This window comes from Erwinia persicina NBRC 102418, from assembly GCF_001571305.1.
GTDB classification, from domain to species: domain Bacteria; phylum Pseudomonadota; class Gammaproteobacteria; order Enterobacterales; family Enterobacteriaceae; genus Erwinia; species Erwinia persicina.
In genome coordinates this window covers 113,641-135,351 of sequence record NZ_BCTN01000015.1, presented here as the reverse complement: position 1 = coordinate 135,351, position 21,711 = coordinate 113,641, and the positions used below count along the sequence as shown (strand labels likewise).

At 56.0% G+C, this 21,711-nt stretch carries 21 protein-coding genes; 16 read left to right on the top strand and 5 right to left on the bottom strand.

The window, feature by feature from the left end:
• The 13 genes from EPE01S_RS16595 to lpxC form a co-directional block, all read left to right on the top strand.
• The coding region (locus EPE01S_RS16595; protein WP_255210153.1) for a penicillin-binding transpeptidase domain-containing protein at positions 1 to 448 on the top strand (448 nt) is incomplete at its 5' end.
• Complete coding sequence (murE, locus tag EPE01S_RS16590; RefSeq protein ID WP_062747301.1) at positions 435 to 1,922, top strand: UDP-N-acetylmuramoyl-L-alanyl-D-glutamate--2,6-diaminopimelate ligase; 1,488 nt, start codon at positions 435 to 437, stop codon at positions 1,920 to 1,922. The genes EPE01S_RS16595 and murE, both read left to right, overlap by 14 nt.
• Entirely contained in the window at positions 1,919 to 3,280 is a 1,362-nt protein-coding gene (murF, locus tag EPE01S_RS16585; RefSeq protein WP_062747299.1) for a UDP-N-acetylmuramoyl-tripeptide--D-alanyl-D-alanine ligase, read from the top strand. The genes murE and murF overlap by 4 nt, the downstream gene beginning before the upstream one ends.
• On the top strand, positions 3,274 to 4,356 hold the full coding sequence (mraY, locus tag EPE01S_RS16580) for a phospho-N-acetylmuramoyl-pentapeptide-transferase (RefSeq protein ID WP_062747297.1): 1,083 nt from the start codon (positions 3,274 to 3,276) through the stop codon (positions 4,354 to 4,356). The genes murF and mraY overlap by 7 nt, the downstream gene beginning before the upstream one ends.
• A gap of 2 nt (positions 4,357 to 4,358) precedes the next feature.
• Positions 4,359 to 5,675 (top strand): UDP-N-acetylmuramoyl-L-alanine--D-glutamate ligase, encoded by a 1,317-nt coding sequence (gene murD, locus EPE01S_RS16575; RefSeq protein WP_062747295.1) that lies wholly within the window; start codon positions 4,359 to 4,361, stop codon positions 5,673 to 5,675.
• The gene (gene ftsW, locus EPE01S_RS16570; RefSeq protein ID WP_062747293.1) at positions 5,675 to 6,883 is read left to right on the top strand and encodes a cell division protein FtsW; all 1,209 of its coding nucleotides are present in this window, start codon (positions 5,675 to 5,677) and stop codon (positions 6,881 to 6,883) included. Before murD ends, ftsW begins: the two co-directional genes overlap by 1 nt.
• Before the next feature lie 3 nt (positions 6,884 to 6,886).
• Complete coding sequence (murG, locus tag EPE01S_RS16565; protein WP_157076026.1) at positions 6,887 to 7,951, top strand: undecaprenyldiphospho-muramoylpentapeptide beta-N-acetylglucosaminyltransferase; 1,065 nt, start codon at positions 6,887 to 6,889, stop codon at positions 7,949 to 7,951.
• Between the two features lie 77 nt (positions 7,952 to 8,028).
• Positions 8,029 to 9,504, top strand: a complete 1,476-nt coding sequence (murC, locus tag EPE01S_RS16560) for a UDP-N-acetylmuramate--L-alanine ligase (RefSeq protein WP_062747291.1) — start codon at positions 8,029 to 8,031, stop codon at positions 9,502 to 9,504.
• The gene (locus EPE01S_RS16555) at positions 9,497 to 10,417 is read left to right on the top strand and encodes a D-alanine--D-alanine ligase (protein ID WP_062747289.1); all 921 of its coding nucleotides are present in this window, start codon (positions 9,497 to 9,499) and stop codon (positions 10,415 to 10,417) included. The genes murC and EPE01S_RS16555 overlap by 8 nt, the downstream gene beginning before the upstream one ends.
• A gap of 1 nt (position 10,418) precedes the next feature.
• A complete protein-coding gene (gene ftsQ, locus EPE01S_RS16550; protein ID WP_062747287.1) occupies positions 10,419 to 11,264 on the top strand; it encodes a cell division protein FtsQ in 846 nt (281 codons plus the stop codon).
• The gene (gene ftsA, locus EPE01S_RS16545; RefSeq protein WP_048914885.1) at positions 11,261 to 12,517 is read left to right on the top strand and encodes a cell division protein FtsA; all 1,257 of its coding nucleotides are present in this window, start codon (positions 11,261 to 11,263) and stop codon (positions 12,515 to 12,517) included. The genes ftsQ and ftsA overlap by 4 nt, the downstream gene beginning before the upstream one ends.
• 99 nt (positions 12,518 to 12,616) lie before the next feature.
• Positions 12,617 to 13,771, top strand: coding sequence for a cell division protein FtsZ (gene ftsZ, locus EPE01S_RS16540; protein ID WP_062747285.1), 1,155 nt, complete (start codon positions 12,617 to 12,619; stop codon positions 13,769 to 13,771).
• 103 nt (positions 13,772 to 13,874) lie between these two features.
• Entirely contained in the window at positions 13,875 to 14,792 is a 918-nt protein-coding gene (gene lpxC / locus EPE01S_RS16535; RefSeq protein WP_062747283.1) for a UDP-3-O-acyl-N-acetylglucosamine deacetylase, read from the top strand.
• 8 nt (positions 14,793 to 14,800) lie between these two features.
• On the opposite strand, the gene EPE01S_RS16530 is transcribed toward lpxC, so the two are convergent.
• On the bottom strand, positions 14,801 to 15,316 hold the full coding sequence (locus EPE01S_RS16530; RefSeq protein WP_062747282.1) for a DUF721 domain-containing protein: 516 nt from the start codon (positions 15,314 to 15,316) through the stop codon (positions 14,801 to 14,803).
• Between the two features lie 21 nt (positions 15,317 to 15,337).
• Between EPE01S_RS16530 and secM the strand changes: the two genes are divergently transcribed.
• Positions 15,338 to 15,844 carry a secA translation cis-regulator SecM gene (secM, locus tag EPE01S_RS16525; RefSeq protein ID WP_062747280.1) on the top strand — a complete coding sequence of 169 codons (507 nt, stop codon included), beginning with the start codon at positions 15,338 to 15,340 and terminating at the stop codon, positions 15,842 to 15,844.
• A 72-nt stretch (positions 15,845 to 15,916) separates the two neighbouring features.
• On the top strand, positions 15,917 to 18,622 hold the full coding sequence (secA, locus tag EPE01S_RS16520; protein ID WP_062747277.1) for a preprotein translocase subunit SecA: 2,706 nt from the start codon (positions 15,917 to 15,919) through the stop codon (positions 18,620 to 18,622).
• A gap of 48 nt (positions 18,623 to 18,670) precedes the next feature.
• Here the strand turns inward: secA and EPE01S_RS16515 are convergent, their stop codons facing one another.
• The gene (locus EPE01S_RS16515) at positions 18,671 to 19,453 is read right to left on the bottom strand and encodes a prepilin peptidase (protein WP_062747275.1); all 783 of its coding nucleotides are present in this window, start codon (positions 19,451 to 19,453) and stop codon (positions 18,671 to 18,673) included.
• 204 nt (positions 19,454 to 19,657) lie between these two features.
• Between EPE01S_RS16515 and mutT the strand changes: the two genes are divergently transcribed.
• Positions 19,658 to 20,047 (top strand): 8-oxo-dGTP diphosphatase MutT, encoded by a 390-nt coding sequence (mutT, locus tag EPE01S_RS16510; protein WP_062747321.1) that lies wholly within the window; start codon positions 19,658 to 19,660, stop codon positions 20,045 to 20,047.
• Positions 20,048 to 20,059: 12 nt separating this feature from the next.
• Here the strand turns inward: mutT and yacG are convergent, their stop codons facing one another.
• Genes yacG through coaE form a run of 3 tightly spaced genes read right to left on the bottom strand, consistent with a single transcriptional unit; the run spans position 20,060 to position 21,633 of the window.
• Positions 20,060 to 20,263: a DNA gyrase inhibitor YacG gene (yacG, locus tag EPE01S_RS16505; RefSeq protein ID WP_062747273.1), complete on the bottom strand. Its 204-nt coding sequence runs from the start codon at positions 20,261 to 20,263 to the stop codon at positions 20,060 to 20,062.
• A 10-nt stretch (positions 20,264 to 20,273) separates the two neighbouring features.
• Positions 20,274 to 21,017: a cell division protein ZapD gene (zapD, locus tag EPE01S_RS16500; protein WP_062747271.1), complete on the bottom strand. Its 744-nt coding sequence runs from the start codon at positions 21,015 to 21,017 to the stop codon at positions 20,274 to 20,276.
• Between the two features lie 4 nt (positions 21,018 to 21,021).
• The gene (gene coaE / locus EPE01S_RS16495; RefSeq protein WP_062747268.1) at positions 21,022 to 21,633 is read right to left on the bottom strand and encodes a dephospho-CoA kinase; all 612 of its coding nucleotides are present in this window, start codon (positions 21,631 to 21,633) and stop codon (positions 21,022 to 21,024) included.
• Positions 21,634 to 21,711 lie beyond the last annotated feature (78 nt).

Genomic DNA, 21,711 nt, shown 5'->3' with positions numbered 1-21,711 from the left:
TCCGCTGTCGATTACCAAAGTTGACCCGCCAGTGGCGGGTCAGCGCATTTTCCCTGAGGCGCAGGTGCGCACCGTTCTGCACATGATGGAAAGCGTAGCGCTCCCGGGCGGCGGTGGCGTGAAAGCCGCGATCAAGGGATACCGCATTGCTATTAAAACGGGTACGGCCAAGAAAGTCGGACCGGATGGTAAATACGTCAATAAATACATTGCTTACACGGCGGGCGTCGCACCGGCAAGCAACCCTCGTTTTGCACTGGTGGTGGTCATTAACGATCCTCAGGCAGGCAAATATTATGGTGGTGCGGTTTCCGCGCCGGTATTTGGCGCCATCATGGGCGGCGTACTGCGCACCATGAACGTTGAACCGGATGCGTTACCGACTCCCGTCAGTGACAAGAACGAGATGGTAACTAACAAGAATGAGGGACCGAGTGACCGATCGTAATCTGCGCGACCTGTTGGCACCGTGGGTGCCTGGCGCACCGGAGCTTCCGCTGCGTGACATGACCCTGGACAGCCGCCTTGCGGCGTCGGGCGACCTGTTTGTGGCGATTAAAGGCCATGCGGCCGACGGGCGCCGTTTTATTCCCCAGGCGATTGCTCAGGGCGTGGCGGCAGTGATTGCCGAAGCGGAAGGTGAGGCGGAAGACGGGCAGATTGTGCAGATGCACGGTGTACCGGTGATTTACCTTGCCCAGCTTTCTCAGCGCTTATCTGCGCTGGCCGGACGTTTTTATCAGCAGCCGGGCGAAAAACTTAAGCTGATTGGCGTGACCGGAACCAACGGAAAAACCACCATCACCCAACTGCTGGCGCAGTGGGCCCAGTTGCTGGGTGAAACCGGTGCAGTCATGGGCACGGTCGGTAACGGCGTGTACGGCCATCTGGCTCCCGCAGAAAATACCACCGGTTCTGCGGTCGATGTACAGCACCTGCTGGCCTCGCTGGTCAGCAAGGGCGCGACGCTGGCAGCCATGGAAGTCTCCTCTCACGGTCTGGTACAGCACCGTGTGGCAGCCCTGCCATTTGCCGCGGCTGCCTTTACCAACCTCAGCCGCGATCACCTTGATTACCACGGTGATATGGCGCGTTATGAAGCCGCGAAATGGCTGCTGTTCTCAGAGCATCAGGTGGGTCAGGCCATTATTAATGCTGATGACGAAGTGGGACGCCGCTGGCTGGAAAATCTGCCAGACGCCGTGGCCGTCAGCATGGAAAACAACATTAACCCCGCCTGCCACGGGCGCTGGCTGAAAGCCACTGAAGTGCAGTATCACGATGGGGGGGCTTCGGTTCGCTTTGACTCCAGCTGGGGGCCAGGTGAGATCGACAGTCGTCTGATGGGGGCCTTCAACGTCAGTAACCTGCTGGTCGCGCTGGCAACCCTGCTTTCTCTGGACTATCCGCTGGCTGCCGTAACGGCTACGGCCAGCCAGCTGCTGCCGGTCACCGGACGCATGGAGGTCTTTACTGCCCCGGGTAAGCCCACCGTGGTGGTCGATTATGCACATACGCCGGATGCGCTGGAAAAAGCGCTGGCGGCCGCACGCCTGCACTGTAAAGGTCAGCTGTGGTGTGTGTTTGGCTGCGGCGGAGACCGTGACAAAGGTAAACGCCCGCTGATGGGGGCGATTGCTGAACAGTTTGCTGACGTTGTGGTGATCACCGACGACAACCCGCGAAGTGAAGATCCGGCCGCGATTGTGGCCGATATCCTCAGCGGATTTCTTGATGCAGGCCGTGCCCGCGTAGTGATGGGACGTGCGCAAGCGGTCACTAACGCCGTTATGCAGGCACAGGAAGGCGACATCGTGCTGGTAGCAGGCAAAGGCCATGAAGATTACCAGATCATCGGCAATCAGCGCTTCGACTACTCCGACCGGGTCACCGTCGCACGTCTGTTGGGGGTGCTGGCATGATCACATTCACCCTTAGCCAGCTGGCAGACATCACCGGCGGTACGCTGTACGGCGGTGATCGGGCGATAGAGGCTGTGACCACCGATACCCGCAAAGTCACCGCCGGCTGCCTGTTTATTGCCCTGAAAGGTGAGCGTTTCGATGCGCATGACTTTGTGGCTGATGCGCTGACGGCCGGCTCGCTTGCGCTGTTAGTAAGTAAGCACTTACCCGTGGCCGTGCCGCAGGTGGTGGTGGCCGACACCCGTATTGCACTGGGACAACTGGCAGGCTGGGTGCGTCAGCAGTCTGGCGCACGCGTGGTCGCCCTGACTGGTTCTTCGGGCAAGACCTCAGTCAAAGAGATGACCGCCGCTATCCTGCGTCAATGTGGCGAGACCTTGTATACCGCCGGTAACCTCAATAACGATATCGGTGTGCCTTTAACGCTGTTGCGCCTGACGAAAGAGCACCGGTATGCGGTGATCGAACTCGGGGCTAATCATCAGGGCGAAATCGCTTACACCACCGAACTGACCCGACCAGAAACGGCGCTGGTGAATAACCTCGCGGCGGCCCATCTGGAAGGCTTTGGCTCGCTGGCTGGCGTGGCGAAAGCCAAAGGGGAAATTTTTAACGGTCTGCCGCTGCACGGTACCGCCATTATTAACAGCGACAGCAATGACTGGCCGCACTGGCAGCCTGTGCTGCACGGGAAAACCGTCTGGCGCTTTTCACCAGAGCAGCAGTCAGACAGTGATTTTTACGCCTCAGACGTCACATTCTCCCCCCAGGGGACGCATTTTATGCTGCATTCACCACAGGGGAATGTGGCCATCACGCTGCCGCTACCGGGGCGGCATAACATCGCTAATGCCCTTGCCGCCAGCGCGCTGGCACTGTCCGTCGGTGCACCATTAAGTGCGATACAGGAAGGCTTGAGCCAGCTTAAAGCCGTACCGGGGCGTCTGTTCCCGGTCGCGCTCGGCGCAGAGAAGTTACTGCTGGACGACAGTTACAACGCCAACGTCGGCTCGATGACGGCGGCCGCGCAGGTGCTGGCCGAAATGCCGGGTTACCGCGTGATGATCGTCGGTGATATGGGCGAGTTAGGCGATGAAGCTGTCGAGTGCCACCGTCAGGTGGGCGCGGCTATCCATGCCGCTGGCGTTGACAAGGTATTAAGCGTGGGCTCACTCAGCCAGAGCATCTCTGATGCCAGCGGCGTCGGTGAGCATTTCCACGACAAGGCGGCACTCAGCGCCCGCGCGCTGGCATTGCTGTCAGAACATCCACAGATTACCGTTTTGGTTAAAGGTTCGCGCAGTGCCGCGATGGAGCAGGTAGTGCACACCTTACAGGAGAAAGGCGCATGTTAGTCTGGCTGGCCGAGCATCTGGTCGCATTTTATTCCGGCTTTAACGTCTTTTCGTATCTGACGTTTCGCGCCATTGTCAGCCTGCTGACCGCGCTATTTATCTCCCTGTGGATGGGGCCGCGTATGATCGCCCGCCTGCAGGAAATGTCCTTTGGCCAGGTCGTGCGTAATGACGGCCCGGAATCGCATTTCAGCAAGCGCGGCACGCCGACGATGGGGGGGATTATGATCCTTACCTCCATCACTATTTCGGTGCTGCTGTGGGCCTATCCTTCTAATCCTTATGTCTGGTGCGTGCTGTTCGTGCTGCTGGGCTATGGTGCCGTCGGCTTTGTGGATGATTACCGCAAAGTGGTGCGTAAAGATACCAAAGGACTGATTGCCCGCTGGAAATACTTCTGGCAGTCCGTGATTGCCCTGGCGGCGGCCTTTGCAATGTACATGATTGGCAAAGACACGCCGGCAACCGAGCTGGTGGTACCGTTCTTTAAAGATGTGATGCCGCAGCTGGGCCTGCTTTATCTGCTGCTGGCGTACTTTGTGATTGTGGGCACCAGTAATGCCGTTAACCTGACCGATGGCCTGGACGGGCTGGCGATTATGCCAACCGTGTTTGTTGCCGCAGGCTTTGCCCTGGTCGCCTGGGCGACAGGTAACGTTAAGTTTGCTGAGTATCTGCATATCCCCTATCTGCGCCACGCCGGTGAGCTGGTGATCGTCTGTACGGCTATCGTCGGGGCTGGTCTGGGATTCCTGTGGTTTAACACCTACCCGGCGCAGGTCTTCATGGGCGATGTCGGCTCACTGGCGCTGGGTGGCGCACTGGGTACCATTGCCGTGCTGCTGCGTCAGGAGTTTCTGCTGGTGATCATGGGCGGGGTATTCGTGGTCGAAACCCTGTCGGTGATCCTGCAGGTAGGTTCGTTCAAATTGCGGGGCCAGCGTATTTTCCGCATGGCGCCCATCCACCACCACTATGAGCTTAAAGGCTGGCCAGAACCGCGCGTCATTGTGCGCTTCTGGATTATTTCACTGATGCTGGTGCTGATTGGCCTGGCAACACTGAAGGTGCGTTAACTATGGCTGACTATCAGGGTAAAAAAGTGGTCATTATCGGGTTGGGGCTGACCGGCCTCTCCTGTGTTGATTTCTTTGTCACCCGTGGCGTGACGCCGCGCGTGATGGATACCCGTGTCGTGCCGCCGGGGCTGGAGAAGCTGCCGGAAAATGTTGAGCGCTGGCTGGGATCGTTAAATGACGACTGGCTGCAGAACGCCGATCTGATTGTTGCCAGCCCCGGCATGGCGCTGGCACATCCTTCGCTGATGGCTGCGGCAGATGCGGGCGTGGAGATCGTGGGCGATATCGAACTGTTCTGCCGTGAAGCCCAGGCTCCCATCGTCGCCATCACCGGTTCCAATGGTAAAAGCACCGTTACCACGCTGGTGGGCGAAATGGCTAAGGCCGCCGGCTGGCAGGTGGGCGTGGGAGGCAATATTGGCCTGCCGGCGTTGATGTTGCTGGATAATCCCGCGCAGCTTTATGTACTCGAACTCTCCAGCTTTCAGCTGGAAACCACGCACAGCCTGCAGGCCGCAGCGGCAACCATCCTGAATGTCACCGAAGATCATATGGATCGCTATCCGCTGGGGATGCAGCAGTACCGGGCAGCCAAGTTGCGCGTGTATGAAAACGCGGTGGTCTGCGTGGTGAACGCCGATGATGCGATGACCATGCCGGTGCGCGGTGCCGATAAACGCTGCGTCAGCTTTGGGGCCGATGTGGGTGACTATCACCTTAACCACCAGCAGGGCAGTACCTGGCTGCGGGTCAAGGGTGAGAAAGTCCTGAACACCGCTGAGATGAATCTCGTTGGCCAGCACAACTATACCAATGCGCTGGCGGCGCTGGCACTGGCCGATGCCGTTGGCCTGCCGCGTGCAAGCAGCCTGAAAGCGCTGACAACATTTGGCGGTTTGCCGCATCGTTTCCAGCTGGTTCACGAGCATAACGGCGTGCGCTGGATTAATGATTCGAAAGCCACCAACGTTGGCAGCACGGAAGCCGCGCTTAATGGCTTACAGGTAAAGGGTACGCTCTGGCTGTTGCTGGGCGGGGACGGTAAGTCGGCTGATTTCAGCTCCCTGGCTCGCTATCTGCAGGGCGAGCGTATCCGTACCTACTGTTTTGGCCGCGACCGCGAGGCGCTGGCAGCATTACGTCCGGAGATTGCTGTTCAGACCGAAACCATGGCAGAAGCCGTGCAGCAGATAGCTGCCCAGGTTCAGCCTGGTGACCTGGTGCTGCTGTCGCCTGCCTGCGCCAGCCTCGATCAGTTCAAAAACTTTGAGCAGCGTGGCGATCTGTTTGCTCAACTGGCGCGGGAGGCTGACTGATGCGTTTCCCTGGTCTGAGCCTTGCCGGCGGCCTGTCCGAGCGGCTGAAATCCTGGGTGATGGGGTCGCGAGAGAGTGATACGAGCTCGATCGTCCTCTATGACCGCACTCTGCTGTGGCTGACCTTCGGTCTGGCCATTCTCGGGTTTGTGATGGTGACCTCGGCCTCGATGCCGGTGGGGCAGCGTCTGAATGATGACCCGTTCTATTTTGCCAAGCGTGATGCGTTTTACATCCTGCTGGCGGTGGGGATGGCGCTGGTGACCCTGCGTGTGCCTATGGATTTCTGGCAGCGCTACAGCAACATCATGCTGATGGGAACGATAGTGATGCTGCTTATCGTGCTGGTGGTGGGCAGTTCGGTTAACGGGGCATCACGCTGGATCGCCCTCGGGCCGCTGCGTATTCAGCCAGCAGAGTTATCCAAGCTGTCGCTGTTTTGCTATCTCGCCAGCTATCTGGTGCGCAAGGTCGAGGAAGTGCGTAATAACTTCTGGGGCTTCTGTAAGCCGATGGGGGTGATGGTGGTTCTGGCGGTATTACTGCTGGCCCAGCCCGATCTGGGTACGGTGGTGGTGCTGTTTGTCACCACGCTGGCCATGCTGTTTCTTGCCGGGGCCAAGCTGTGGCAGTTTCTGGCGATTATCGGCTCCGGTATTTTTGCCGTCTGTTTGCTGATTGTCGCTGAACCTTATCGTATGCGACGTGTCACTTCTTTCTGGAATCCGTGGGAAGATCCGTTCGGCAGCGGTTACCAGTTAACCCAATCGTTAATGGCCTTTGGCCGAGGCGAGTTCTGGGGGCAGGGATTGGGAAATTCCGTGCAAAAACTGGAATATTTACCGGAAGCACACACCGATTTTATCTTCTCGATTATCGGTGAAGAACTGGGTTATATCGGTGTGGTTTTAGCGCTGTTAATGGTATTCTTCGTCGCTTTTCGCGCGATGTCCATCGGACGTCGTGCATTAGAGCTCGATCAGCGCTTTTCGGGCTTTCTCGCCTGCTCAATCGGTGTCTGGTTTAGCTTCCAGGCGCTGGTGAACGTCGGCGCCGCAGCGGGCATGTTACCGACCAAAGGTCTGACACTGCCGCTGATCAGTTACGGGGGGTCGAGCCTGATTATCATGTCGACCGCCATCGTATTTTTGTTACGTATAGATTATGAAACGCGTCTGGCGAAAGCGCAGGCGTTTAGCAGAGGGTAGTTGATGTCGATGACGGGTAAGCGACTGATGGTGATGGCCGGCGGAACGGGGGGACATGTCTTCCCAGGCCTGGCGGTCGCACACCATCTGATGGCGCAGGGCTGGCAGGTTCGCTGGCTGGGAACCGCTGACCGGATGGAAGCGGATTTAGTCCCGAAACACGGCATTGACATTGATTTTATCCAGATCAGCGGGCTGCGTGGCAAAGGGATGAAAGCGCTGGCGGCCTCGCCGCTGCGTATTTTCAATGCCTGGCGCCAGGCACGGGCCATTATGAAAGCCTGGAAGCCGGACGTCGTACTGGGAATGGGCGGCTATGTTTCCGGCCCGGGCGGCCTGGCCGCCTGGAGCTGCGGGATCCCGGTGGTGCTGCATGAACAGAACGGTATTGCTGGCTTAACGAACAAATGGCTGGCGAAGATCGCCACTAAAGTGATGCAGGCGTTTCCTGGTGCATTTCCCAACGCCGACGTCGTGGGTAACCCGGTACGTACCGATGTACTGGCCCTGCCGTTACCGGCAGTGCGGTTAGCGGGAAGAGACGGCCCCACGCGGGTTCTGGTGATTGGTGGCAGCCAGGGGGCTCGTGTGCTGAACCAGACGATGCCGCAGGTGGCAGAGTTACTGGGCGAGGGCGTCAGCCTGTGGCACCAGGTGGGTAAGGGCGCGCTGGAAGCGGTTAATCAGCACTATGCCCGTGTGAACCAGACGCAGCATCGGGTGTCGGAATTTATCGATGACATGGCCAGCGCCTATGCCTGGGCAGATGTCGTGGTCTGCCGCTCCGGTGCGCTGACGGTCAGTGAGGTGGCGGCAGCAGGACTCCCCGCGATCTTCGTGCCATTCCAGCACAAAGACCGCCAGCAGTACTGGAATGCCCTGCCACTGGAACAGGCCGGGGCGGCCAAAATTTTTGAGCAGCCGCAGTTCACCGCGGAAGGTGTCGCTGCGATGCTGACCCGCTGGGATCGTGCAACGCTATTGCAGATGGCAGAAAAAGCCCGCGCGGTGGCGATCCCGGATGCAACAGAGCGTGTCGCGGCCGAAGTCAGTAAAGCGGCAAAATGATTTTCCAGGGATCAGGTGAGCCTGATCCAGAACTGTCGGGTTCAGGGATGCCTGAACCACAGCAACACAGGTAAGAGATGAATACACAGCAACTGGCAAAACTGCGTTCTATCGTGCCCGAGATGCGTCGCGTCCGGCACATTCACTTTGTTGGCATCGGTGGTGCCGGCATGGGCGGTATTGCCGAAGTGTTAGCGAATGAAGGGTATGAAATCAGCGGTTCTGATCTGGCACCGAACGCGGTGACACAGCATCTCGCGCAGCTGGGGGCGACCATTTACTTTAACCATCGCCCGGAAAACGTGAGTAATGCCAGTGTGGTGGTGGTTTCCACCGCGGTCTCCCAGGATAACCCGGAAGTGGTTGCTGCGCGTGAAGCACGTATTCCGGTGATCCGCCGCGCAGAGATGCTGGCTGAACTGATGCGTTTCCGTCACGGCATTGCCGTTGCCGGTACACACGGTAAAACGACGACCACGGCGATGGTATCGAGCATTTATGCTGAAGGCGGTCTGGATCCGACGTTTGTGAATGGCGGTCTGGTCAAGGCGGCGGGGACCCATGCACGCCTGGGCAGCAGTCGCTACCTGATTGCAGAAGCCGATGAGAGCGATGCGTCGTTCCTGCATCTGCAACCCATGGTTGCCATTGTGACGAATATCGAAGCCGATCATATGGATACCTACCAGGGCGACTTCGAAAATCTGAAGCAGACATTTATCAATTTCCTGCACAATTTGCCGTTTTACGGTCGCGCTGTGCTTTGTGTGGATGATGCGGTGATCCGCGATCTTATCCCGCGCGTAGGTCGTCAGATCACCACGTACGGGTTCAGTGACGATGCCGATGTGCGCGTAGAGAACTATGAGCAGCGTGGCGCACAGGGTCACTTTACTCTGGTGCGTCATGATAAACCGCTAATGCACGTCACGCTCAATGCACCAGGCCGTCATAATGCGCTGAATGCAGCGGCAGCGGTGGCGGTGGCGACCGAAGAGAATATTGATGATGAAGATATTCTCAGTGCGCTTTTGAGTTTCCAGGGCACCGGGCGTCGTTTCGACTTCCTTGGTGAGTACCCGCTGGCTGAGGTGAATGGTCAGGGTGGTACTGCGATGCTGGTGGATGATTACGGCCACCATCCGACGGAAGTTGACGTCACCATTAAAGCTGCCCGGGCAGGCTGGCCGGAAAAAAATCTGGTGATGATTTTCCAGCCGCATCGCTACACCCGCACCCGCGATCTGTACGACGATTTCGCTAACGTGCTGTCACAGGTCGATGTGTTGCTGATGCTGGACGTGTATGCCGCCGGTGAGTCACCGATCCCGGGCGCAGACAGCCGCTCTCTGTGCCGGACCATTCGTGGCCGGGGCAAGGTTGACCCTATCCTGGTCTCTGACCATGATGCGGTTCTGGAAATGCTGTTGCCAAAACTTTCTGGCAACGACCTGATTCTGGTGCAGGGGGCGGGCAACGTCGGCCGTATAGCCCGTACTCTGGCGGACCAAAAGTTACAACTGCAGACGAATAAAGAGGAACATCATGGCTGAGAAAGTAGCGGTATTGCTGGGTGGAACCTCCGCAGAACGTGACGTATCACTGTTGTCGGGTGCTGCGGTACTGAAAGGCCTGCAGGAAGCGGGCATTGATGCACATCCGGTCGACACGCGTGATTTCCCGGTGATGCGTTTGAAAGAAGAGGGCTTTGCGAAAGCCTTTATCGCCCTTCACGGCCGTGGCGGTGAAGATGGCACGCTGCAGGGCGTTCTGGACTATCTGGCGATCCCTTACACCGGCAGCGGCGTGATGGCTTCGGCGATCACCATGGACAAACTGCGCAGCAAATATCTGTGGCAGGGCTGTGGCTTACCGGTGTCACCTTTTGTGGCGCTGACGCGCCAGCAGATGGATGACGGTCTGACGCCTGACGTGCTGGCCAGTATTGATGCGCTGGGCCTGCCGCTGTTCGTTAAGCCGAGTCGTGAAGGCTCCAGCGTGGGCATCTCACGGGTGAATGAGGCTTATCAGTTCCCGGCGGCGCTGGACGAAGCGTTTCGCCACGACGATGAAGTGCTGGTGGAAGCGTTTCTTAGCGGGCCAGAGTATACCGTTGGCGTGATTGGCGACGATATTCTGCCGTCTATTCGCATTCAGACCGCCAGTGAGTTTTATGACTATGAAGCCAAATATATTTCTGATGATACCCAGTACTTCTGTCCATCAGGATTGAGTGCCGGACAGGAAGCAGAATTAAGCGAACTGGTGATCGCCGCATGGCGTGCGCTGGGTTGCAGCGGCTGGGGTCGTGTGGATGTGATGATGGGAGAGGACGGGCGCTTTTATCTGCTGGAGGTCAATACGTCTCCGGGGATGACCAGCCACAGTCTGGTGCCAATGGCGGCCAGGCAGGCAGGGATGAACTTCTCTCAGCTGGTGGCACGCATTCTGGAACTGGCCGACTGATATGTCTCAGGCTGCTTTGAATGTCCGTAACCGTGAAGCGCAGGAAAAAGCGCGTACCGGTCGAAGTAACGGCTCGCGTCTGGCAGGCATTGTTTTCCTGCTGATGGTGATCGGCGTGATGCTGGCCGGAGGGTTAGTGGTGCTGAAATGGATGAACGATGCTTCCCGTCTGCCGCTGTCAAAGCTGGTGGTGACGGGACAGACGCACTACACCACTAACGATGACATCCGTCAGGCGATTTTATCGCTCGGCGAACCCGGTACCTTTATGTCGCAGGACGTCGACATTATTCAGCAGCAGATTGAGCGCCTGCCGTGGATCCAGCAGGTAAGTGTACGCAAGCAGTGGCCAGACGAATTAAAGATCCATCTGGTGGAGTATGTCCCGGTTGCACGCTGGAATGATGTGCACATGGTTGATGCTGAAGGGAAATCGTTCAGCGTCCCGGCCAGTCACCTCGGCAAAGAAGTGATGCCGATGCTGTATGGCCCGGAGGGCAGCGAGTCCGAAGTGTTAACCGGCTTTCACCAGATGAGTAACGTACTGGCGGCCAGCAAATTGAAACTGAAAGCGGCGTCCATGACCGCACGGCGTTCGTGGCAACTGGTGTTAGATAATGACATCCGGCTTGAACTGGGGCGTAACGAAGATATGAAGCGGCTGCAGCGCTTCATCGAATTATACCCCACCCTGCAACAGCAGGCACAGACGGACAACAAGGTCATCACCTACGTCGATCTGCGCTACGACTCTGGCGCAGGGGTAGGATGGGCACCGGCCCCCATAGCGGCCGCTGACAGTAATCAGCAACAGCAACAGACTCAGGCACAGGCTAAACAACAATGATCAAGTCGACGGACAGAAAACTGGTAGTTGGACTCGAGATAGGCACCGCGAAGGTCGCCGCCCTGGTAGGGGAAGTTCTGCCTGATGGCATGGTTAATATTATCGGGGTGGGCAGCTGTCCGTCCCGCGGGATGGATAAAGGCGGTGTTAACGACCTGGAATCGGTAGTGAAATGCGTACAGCGCGCTATCGATCAGGCCGAACTGATGGCTGACTGTCAGATTTCCTCGGTTTACCTTGCATTATCGGGCAAACATATCAGCTGTCAGAACGAAATAGGGATGGTTCCTATTTCCGAAGAAGAAGTGACACAGGAAGATGTGGAGAACGTGGTACATACCGCTAAATCCGTCCGTGTTCGTGATGAACACCGCATCCTCCATGTTATTCCGCAAGAATATGCGATCGACTATCAGGAAGGGATCAAAAATCCGGTCGGTTTATCCGGTGTACGTATGCAGGCGAAAGTACACCTGATTACCTGTCACAACGATATGGCGAAAAACATCGTTAAAGCGGTTGAGCGTTGTGGCCTGAAAGTGGATCAGCTTATTTTCGCCGGGCTGGCATCCAGCTTTGCGGTACTGACTGAAGATGAACGTGAGCTGGGCGTGTGTGTGGTTGACGTCGGGGGCGGCACGATGGATATCGCTGTCTACACCGGCGGCGCGCTGCGCCATACCAAAGTGATTCCGTATGCGGGCAACGTGGTTACCAGCGATATCGCCTATGCTTTCGGCACACCGCCGACAGATGCTGAAGCGATTAAAGTGCGTCATGGCTGTGCGCTGGGATCGATTGTCGGTAAAGACGAAAACGTTGAAGTACCGAGTGTAGGCGGTCGTCCGCCTCGCAGCCTGCAACGTCAGACGCTGGCTGAAGTCATTGAGCCCCGTTATACCGAACTGCTTAATCTGGTGAATGACGAAATTCTGCAGTTGCAGGAACAGCTTCGCCAGCAGGGCGTTAAACATCATCTCGCGGCGGGTATCGTACTGACCGGCGGCGCGGCACAAATTGAAGGATTGGCGGCTTGCGCCCAGCGTGTATTTCACACGCAGGTACGTATCGGACAGCCGCTGAATATTACTGGATTAACGGATTACGCGCAGGAACCTTACTACTCCACAGCGGTAGGTTTATTGCACTACGGAAAAGAATCTCACCTTAACGGTGAGGCAGAAGTAGAAAAAAGAGCCTCAGTGGGTAATTGGTTCAAGAAAATCAACAGCTGGCTGAGAAAAGAGTTTTAATTTTTACCAAAGGGGATCATGCTATACCTGAGCAAGTTTATGTTGCGGGTATCGTTATTAGTGATCTCCAGGCGAACAGGCACATAACGGAGAGAAATTATGTTTGAACCTATGGAATTAACCAATGACGCGGTGATTAAAGTCATCGGCGTCGGTGGCGGCGGTGGCAACGCCGTTGAGCACATGGTGCGTGAGCGTATCGAAGGCGTTGAGTTCTTCGCGGTAAACACTGACGCTCAGGCACTGCGTAAAACAGCAGTGGGCCAGACCATTCAGATCGGTAATGGCATTACTAAAGGCCTCGGCGCGGGTGCGAACCCGGAAGTGGGCCGAAACTCTGCTGAAGAAGATCGAGAAGCCCTGCGTCAGGCACTGGAAGGTGCAGACATGGTATTTATCGCCGCAGGTATGGGCGGTGGAACCGGAACGGGTGCAGCACCCGTCGTGGCTGAAGTGGCCAAAGAACTGGGTATCCTGACCGTTGCCGTGGTGACAAAGCCTTTCAACTTTGAAGGCAAGAAGCGCATGGCATTTGCCGAGCAGGGTATCGCCGAGCTGTCTAAGCACGTTGATTCACTGATCACCATCCCAAATGACAAGCTGCTGAAAGTGCTGGGTCGCGGTATTTCACTGCTGGACGCCTTCGGTGCAGCGAACGACGTGTTGAAAGGTGCAGTACAGGGTATCGCTGAACTGATCACCCGTCCGGGCCTGATGAACGTCGACTTTGCTGACGTGCGCACCGTAATGTCCGAAATGGGTTATGCGATGATGGGCTCCGGTGTGGCTTGTGGCGAAGACCGTGCCGAAGAAGCGGCTGAAATGGCCATCTCAAGCCCGCTGCTGGAAGATATTGACCTGTCTGGCGCGCGTGGCGTACTGGTTAACATCACTGCTGGCTTCGATCTGCGTCTGGATGAGTTTGAAACCGTGGGTAACACTATCCGTGCTTTCGCTTCGGATAACGCCACCGTAGTTATCGGTACGTCGCTGGATCCGGAAATGAATGACGAACTGCGCGTCACCGTCGTGGCAACCGGTATCGGTATGGATAAGCGTCCTGAGATCACCCTGGTGACCAGTAAGCAAACAACACAGCCGTTGATGGATAATCGTTATCAGCAGCACGGTATGGCACCGCTGCCGCAGGAGCAAAAACCTGCTGCGAAAGTGGTGAATGATCCGGGTGCACAAACGAACAAAGAGCCTGACTATCTGGATATTCCAGCCTTCCTGCGTAAGCAGGCAGACTAAGAATAACCCGAGAAATTGGGATTCTGCGCTCTTTGTGTTAAACTGTTCGCCCTTCAGTGGAGTAAACTGATGGTCGGATGGCTAATTTTTGCGAGATAATGCGATGATCAAACAACGGACTTTAAAACGTATTGTTCAGACGACTGGCGTCGGTTTACACACCGGCAAAAAAGTCACGCTGACGTTACGCCCTGCGCCGGCTAATACCGGGGTCATCTATCGTCGCACTGACTTGAATCCACCGGTTGATTTCCCGGCTGATGCCAAATCCGTGCGTGATACCATGCTCTGTACTTGCCTGGTTAATGAGCATGACGTACGTATTTCGACAGTTGAACACCTGAATGCTGCCCTTGCGGGTCTTGGCATCGATAATATTGTGGTGGAAGTGAACGCGCCTGAAATTCCGATTATGGATGGCAGCGCCGCACCCTTTATCTATCTGCTGATGGATGCCGGCATTGAAGAGCTGAACAGCGCCAAGAAATTTGTGCGTATCAAACAGCCTGTCCGGGTTGAAGATGGTGACAAATGGGCAGAGCTTTCGCCGCATAATGGTTTTACTTTGGACTTCACCATTGATTTTAACCATCCGGCAATCGACTCAAGCTCTCAGCGTTATAGCATGGACTTCTCTGCCGAAGCCTTTGCTCGACAGATCAGTCGTGCCCGTACGTTTGGCTTTATGCGCGACATCGAAGCGTTGCAGTCCCGTGGCCTGTGCCTGGGTGGCAGCTTCGATTGTGCAATCGTGGTGGACGACTACCGCGTGCTGAACGAAGATGGTCTGCGCTTTGAAGATGAATTCGTTCGTCACAAAATGCTGGATGCTATCGGTGACCTGTATATGTGTGGCCACAACATTATTGGTGCGTTTACCGCATTCAAATCGGGTCATGCATTGAACAATAAGCTGTTGCAGGCTGTTCTTGCGAAGCAGGAAGCCTGGGAATGGGCAACGTTTGAAGACGAAGCTGCACTCCCGGTGAAATTCAAGGCACCCAATCTGGTTCTGGCGTAAGCCTGGATCTACTTATTACGACTGGTTGAGCTGGTACTCTCTCCGGCCAGTGAGGCCAGTCGTTCTAATATCTTCTTCAGTTTTTCCGGGCTCTGGCTCGCGACACTCCGCAAAATCTCTGCACTTTGCTCACTGATCTGTCTTAACGGCGGTTTCTCTGCGTCTTTTGCTCGAGTGCTGTTTTCTTGCACAGATTCCTGCCCTTTTGCAGCCAGCGAAGGATTTATCCTGATGTCGATTGACGTCAATGATGGTAATATTTGCGCACGTAAAGCTGACAGCAGGCTGGATTGTTCATAGCGTAAGCGCATCAACCAGCTGGCATTAGCCGTTTCGATGACCAGAATCCCCTGACGGAAGTTTGCCACACGGCACCAGGGATGCAGTTGAGCAGGAATAATGCCCTGTACTGCACGATTCAGTTTATTCAGGGCAATAGCACGCTGCTGCACGTTTTGCAGTACGCTCTGCTCCTGAGCCATATCGAAAAAACTTTCAAGTGATTGTGGGCGACTATCTCGCATAACAAGCTCCGGCGGAACACAGTGATCGGTATTCTTAATCGTTGGCGACAATTTGGCAGACGCTATTTCTGGCCGCATCTCCTGTTGGGGATGGTCGCGGCGAGCCTTGGCCTGCCTCATGCGTCAGCGCACGATCGCACTACCTTAGCAGAAACCTCTTCACGAAGCCTGGATATTGGCACCGCCGCGCGCTTCGACAGCCTGGCCCTTATTGATACCGCCCGGCGTCCATCATTTAGCGTAGATTACTGGCACCAGCATGCCATCCGTACGGTCATCCGTCACCTGTCCTTCACGCTGACGCCCTCTGCTTCACCTGCCGCTGTTGCTGAACAGCCGCTTCAGGCGCACAAGCTGGCCTTACTGGACACGCTGAATGCCCTGCTGACTCACGAGGCGAAACCGCCGGTCATTATTCGCTATACGGCACAACGTCAGGTTGAAGCTGCTCCCCATCATCAAACCGGCCTGTGGCTGGCTCAGGTTCAGGGTATTCGTGCCGGACCGTTCTCATCTCTTAATTCATAACAATAGCGTCTGTTTAAAATCGAACATTAAGCGTCCATCGTTCAAGGCGGTGGCAGAGAGAAATTATTTATTATGTTAACTAAAATATTAACCAAAGTTTTTGGTAGTAGTAACGACCGCACACTGCGCCGCATGCGTAAGACTGTTGAAACGATCAACAAGATGGAGCCGGATTTCGAGAAGCTGTCTGACGATGAGCTGAAAGCGAAAACCGTTGAGTTCCGCGCACGCCTGGAGAAAGGCGAAGAGCTGGAAAGCCTGATCCCGGAGGCATTTGCCACGGTGCGTGAGGCCAGCAAACGCGTATTCGGCATGCGTCACTTCGACGTGCAGCTGCTTGGTGGTATGGTGCTGAACGATCGCTGCATCGCGGAAATGCGTACCGGTGAAGGTAAAACCCTGACGGCAACCCTGCCGGCTTACCTCAATGCGTTGAGTGGCCAGGGCGTACACGTGGTGACCGTCAACGACTATCTGGCCCAGCGTGATGCGGAAAATAACCGCGCGCTGTTTGAGTTCCTTGGTCTGAGCATCGGTATCAACCTGCCGGGCATGCCAGCACCGGCAAAGCGCGCCGCGTATGCTGCTGATATCACCTACGGCACCAATAATGAATACGGCTTTGACTACCTGCGCGACAACATGGCGTTCAGCCCGGAAGATCGTGTACAGCGCAAACTGAACTATGCGCTGGTGGATGAAGTTGACTCCATTTTGATCGATGAAGCCCGTACGCCACTGATCATCTCTGGCCCGGCAGAAGACAGCTCTGAGCTGTATATCCAGGTCAACAAAATCATCCCGAACCTGATCCGTCAGGAAAAAGAAGATTCCGACAGCTTCCAGGGCGAAGGCCACTTCTCGGTGGATGAGAAATCGCGCCAGGTTCACCTGACCGAACGCGGCCTGGTTGCCGTTGAAGAACTGATGGTCAGCGAAGGCATTATGGCGGAAGGTGAGTCCCTCTACTCGCCGGGCAACATTATGATGATGCACCACGTGACGGCGGCGCTGCGCGCGCATGTGCTGTTTACGCGTGATGTGGACTACATTGTGAAAGACGGTGAAGTGATTATCGTTGACGAACATACCGGGCGTACCATGCAGGGCCGCCGCTGGTCTGATGGTCTGCACCAGGCCGTAGAAGCGAAAGAGGGCGTGGAAATCCAGAACGAGAACCAGACGCTGGCCTCGATAACTTTCCAGAACTATTTCCGTCTGTATAACAAACTGGCCGGGATGACCGGTACCGCCGATACCGAGGCATTCGAGTTCAGCTCAATCTACAAGCTGGACACTATCGTAGTACCGACCAACCGTCCGATGGTGCGTAAGGATCTGCCCGATCTGGTCTATATGACGGAAATGGAGAAGATCGGTGCGATCATCGAAGACATCCGTGAGCGTACCGCTAACGGCCAGCCCGTTCTGGTCGGTACCATTTCGATTGAAAAATCAGAAGTGGTATCCGAAGAGCTGACTAAGGCAGGCATCAGGCACGAAGTTCTGAACGCCAAGTTCCATGCCCGCGAGGCTGATATCGTCTCGCAGGCGGGCCAGCCTTCTGCCGTGACTATCGCCACCAACATGGCTGGCCGTGGTACGGATATCGTGCTGGGCGGCAGCTGGCAGTCAGAGATTGCTGCGATTGAAAATCCGACCGCTGAACAGATCGAAGCGATCAAAAGCGCGTGGAAGATCCGCCACGATGCCGTACTGGCTTCCGGTGGTTTGCATATCATCGGTACTGAGCGTCATGAATCTCGTCGTATCGATAATCAGCTGCGCGGCCGTTCGGGTCGTCAGGGTGATAACGGTTCATCCCGTTTCTACCTGTCGATGGAAGATGCGCTGATGCGTATTTTTGCCTCGGATCGTGTCACTAATATGATGCGTAAGCTGGGTATGAAGCCGGGCGAAGCGATAGAGCACCCGTGGGTGACTAAAGCCATTGCCAACGCGCAGCGTAAAGTAGAAAGCCGTAACTTCGATATTCGTAAGCAGTTGCTGGAGTATGATGACGTAGCCAGCGATCAGCGCCGCGCGATTTATTCACAGCGTAATGAATTGCTGGACGTGTCTGATGTGTCAGAAACCATCTCCAGTATTCGCGATGACGTTTTCAAAACGACTATCGACAGCTACATTCCACCGCAGTCACTGGAAGAAATGTGGGATGTTGAAGGGCTGCAGGAACGCCTGAGCAACGATTTCGACCTCAACCTGCCGATCAAAGAGTGGCTGGATAAAGAGCCCGATCTGCATGAAGAGACGCTGCGTGACCGCATCATGGATGAGGCCAAACAGCAGTATCAGCGCAAAGAAGAAGTCGTTGGTGTGGAAATGATGCGCAACTTCGAGAAAGGCGTCATGCTGCAGACGCTGGACTCTCTGTGGAAAGAGCACCTGGCCGCAATGGATTATCTGCGTCAGGGCATTCATCTGCGCGGCTATGCACAGAAGGATCCTAAGCAGGAGTACAAACGTGAGTCCTTTGCCATGTTTGCCGCCATGCTGGAGTCACTGAAGTATGAAGTGATCAGCACCCTGAGCAAGGTGCAGGTGCGGATGCCGGAAGAAATTGAACAGATGGAAGAACAGCGTCGTCTGGAAGCAGAACACCTGGCACAGCAGCAGCAGCTGAGCCACGTCGATGCAGAAACGGAAGCCGCAGCGTCTCTTTCCTCGCAAACCGGCGAGCGTAAAGTGGGCCGCAACGATCTCTGCCCATGTGGTTCAGGTAAAAAATACAAGCAGTGCCACGGTCGCCTGGCGTAATCAGCCACCGACATCTGCATCAGGGCCGGAGATCCTCCGGCCCTTTTTTTATCGGTTTTGCCAGATAAACAATAACCAGATGGCGATGCTCAATGCCGGACCAAAAGGGACCGGAGCTGAGAGCGGTCGCCTGAGCCACAGCCGCGCCACTGTAAACGTCATCAATCCTCCCAGTGACGCCAGCAACAGCACAGCGGGGAGTGCCTGCCAGCCCAGCCATACTCCACCCGCCGCCAGCAGCTTCGCATCGCCTCTGCCCAGCCCCTCTTCGCCGGACAGTGATTTGTAGATCCACGCCAGCCCCCTGAAGACGCTGTAGCCTGTTGCGGCACCGGCCACGCCCTGCGCCAGGGTCACCGAAGGCACTATTCCGCCGAGATGACAGAACAGACCCAGCCACAGCAGCGAGAGCGTGAGACAGTCTGGCAGCAGGAAGTGCATGCCGTCGATAAGCGCCAGAGCCAGCAGCCACCAGCCCAGCAGTAGCGCCGCCACCAGCAACGGTCCTGCAGGCAGGAGAGAAGCTGTCAGCAGCGTCAGCAGCAGCGTCATGGCTTCCGTGGCAGGATATTGCCGCGATATGGGCTCCCGGCACCAGCGGCAGCGCCCCCGCAATATTATCCAGCTCACCAGCGGAATGTTGTCGCCCGGCATCAGTGCTTTTTCACACCGGGGACAGAACGAACCGGGAAACCACAGGCTGACGCGGCGCGGGGCATTTCCCTGTAAAATCAGTGGCACGCGGTAAATAATGACGTTGAGCAGACTTCCCACGCAGACCCCGACGAGTCCCAGCAATGCCCGGTAAATCCATTCCGATACAGCATCCATTCTCTGTCACCTTCCGTTATCCCTAATTCGGCGACTATAGCGCGGCAGGCAGAAAGAGGCGCTGGGGAGATGGCATTTGCATCACGTTACATTTCAGCGATGCGGTGAGGCTCGATCTTTCCGAACTTGCGTTGATAACACCTTGTCATCCAGGGACAAGGCTGGAATAGTGGCGGAAAAATACATCAGTGAAGTGAGGATATGATGAAACATCTGCAAGTCGCAGTGGGTATTATTCGCAGGGATGGCGACATTTTTTTAGCGCAGCGTTCAGCAAGTTCGTACATGGCGAACCGCTGGGAGTTCCCGGGGGGCAAGATAGAAGCAGACGAAACACCCGTGCAGGCGTTGAAGCGTGAGTTGCTGGAGGAAACTGGCATCGAAGTCGTCAACGCGACCCCCTATGATACGGTGGATCACACCTATGACGATCTGCGCGTCACGCTGCATTTTTTTATCGTCGACGGCTGGAAGGGAGAACCGTACGGGCGTGAAGGGCAACCTCAGCGCTGGGTTCCTCAGCAGGAGTTGCAGGCGGAAGAGTTTCCCCCTGCCAACGTCGATATCGTTGCCCGTCTGAAAGCCAGCGCTTAAGCGTTAGCCCGCTTACTCGCGATCGAAAGGCTGCTCGCTCCATTCATCGCTGTCGGTCTGGTCGCCGCTGCTGGGGATGCGTTTCTCCTCAGCGGCCCACTCACCAAGGTCGATTAGCTGGCAGCGCTTGCTGCAGAAGGGCCTCCAGGCGCTCAGTTCATCCCAGATAACCTGCTTGCGGCAGGTCGGGCAGTTCACTACGGTGACATCATTCATAACTCTTCCCTTAACAACAGGCCAGCTCGAAGTCGAAGCGGGCAGGTACCTCACCGCGCTCGCTGTCGAGCGGCAGAAAACGGATGGCATAGCGGCTCTTATGGCCGGAAATTTGTGGGTAGAGCGCATCATCCAGTCGGAGCTGCATCCGCAACAGGTCTGCACCTTCCGCATTATCCTGGAAGAAGCCATTCAGGCTGGTGTGGTTGCGGAAGATCCCTGACTGCCGAATCAGATCGAGAATCATCGTCAGTGCATCCTGTATCGGGGCTAACGAATTTATCCATGTGGTGACCTGCTGATCACGCAGCGACTGGTCAATATGCAACCAGATATGCAGCGTCGGCAGATCGAAACTGCAGCATCCCCCCGGGATACTCAGACGCTGGCGGACCAGCCCGATCAGACGCTCTTCCCGCAGAGCCTGGCCGGTCCTGGGGGCGGCCATTAACGCAGCGCCACACTGCTTGAGTTCGCCTCGCAGCATATTAATGCGTGACATATCAACGCCGGGAACGTCTGCCCATCCCAGCAGTTTTTGCTGCTGGCGTTCCAGCTCTTTTAATATCTCCGTGCGCAGCTCACCACGTTCAAAGACATCCAGCAGTTCAGCGGCATTGCGAAAAAAGGTCAGGGCACCAAGGTGGTCGACAATTTTCTGACTGGCCGTCAGCTGTTTAAGTAAAAATTCAATACGCAGCCAGGTGCGCATTTTTTCATTCAGAGGGTGCTCAAAGAGAACGGTTGTGCTCATACAGTTAATCCCGATAGGCTGCCGCCGCCAGCGCCAGATAACGCTGATGGAGTGCGGCAACGTGCGCGATCACCGTTTCAGGCGATCCGCCGTTATCAATAATGTCATCTGCTACTGCCAGGCGCGCTTCGCGCGTCGCCTGCGCCGCAAGAATATTTTCCGCCTGTTCGCGACTGATATTGTCACGACGCATGGTGCGGTTCAGCTGCGTTTCCCGGTCAACATCCACGACCAGAACCCGGTCTGCAAGATGCTGTAAGTTATTTTCTACCAGCAGGGGAACGACCCACAAACACCACGCTGAACGACTTAATGCTAACTGTTGTTGGGTTGCAGCGTGGATAAGCGGGTGTAACAAATTATCAATCCAGCGCTTTTCCTGCGGTGAACTGAAGATTTTCTGGCGTAAGACGGCCCGGTTTAACGCGCCATCCGGATGCAGAACCTCATCGCCGTAGCGGGCATGGATGACATCCAGAACAGGTTGTCCCTTTTCAACGACCTGGCGAGCGATGACATCGGCATCGACAACATCCACACCCAGCCCGGCAAAGGCATTTGCAATGGTGCTTTTCCCGCTGCCGATACCACCGGTCAGCGCCACGATATAGCGCATAGGACTCAACTCTCAGTGCCTTGATGAAATGTTTTTACGCCGTATACACCGTTTTGCGATACAGGTCACAAGACAAAT